This window comes from Alcanivorax sp. HI0044 (assembly GCF_001634945.1).
Window position 1 is genome coordinate 1 of the sequence record NZ_LWEZ01000929.1, and the last position, 685, is coordinate 685.

Genomic DNA, 685 nt, shown 5'->3' on the forward strand with positions numbered 1-685 from the left:
TCCGGGGAAGGTGGCAGCCAGCCCGTGGCGGTCGGCAATGCCGCCGTCCCAATAGTAGCGCCCGCCAATCCGGGCGGGTTGAAAGAGCAGGGGCACGGCACAGGACGCGTATACCGCTTCCACCAGATCCCCCTGTTGCAACACCTGCGTGCGCCGGCTTTTTCCCTGCCAGGCGGATACCGCCAGCGGGGTTCGGGACTCTTCCACGCGCTGAGTGGGTAGCAGGCCCGCCAGCATCCGTCGAAAAGCCTGACCGGATAACAAACCCAGCCCGGGGGATGGGTCCCAGAAGTGTGACCGATCCAGGCTAAGCAGTGTGTCTTCGATGGCATTGATGCTAGCGCCGGAGGCTATGCAAGCCGCCACCAGAGCGCCAGCGCTGGAACCACAGAAACGGGCGGGCGACAGGCCATGGTCAAGCAGGGCACGCAGCGTGCCGAAATGGGCAAAAAAGCCGAAAAACCCGGATGACATGGCGAGGGTGAACGACGCCTCTGCCAGCCAATCCGCCAGTAACGCCTGATGAGATGCGCCCCCTGGCGGTGCGTGATCCGCTACCCCTTGAACCGGAATATGTAATGCCACAGCTTGACCCTTCCACCAAAATCGCCGGCAAGACTATCTCGCGAGCCTTCAGTCACACAATGTTGTTGGCGGCAGTAGCGGTAACCGCACTGGGCCAGAC

1 protein-coding gene is annotated in these 685 nt (G+C 62.6%); it reads right to left on the bottom strand.

Annotated features, from left to right (window positions below):
• A partial coding sequence (locus A3730_RS10875; RefSeq protein WP_063538055.1) for a patatin-like phospholipase family protein occupies positions 1-585 on the bottom strand: 585 nt, incomplete at its 3' end.
• Between the last annotated feature and the right edge of the window lie 100 nt (positions 586-685).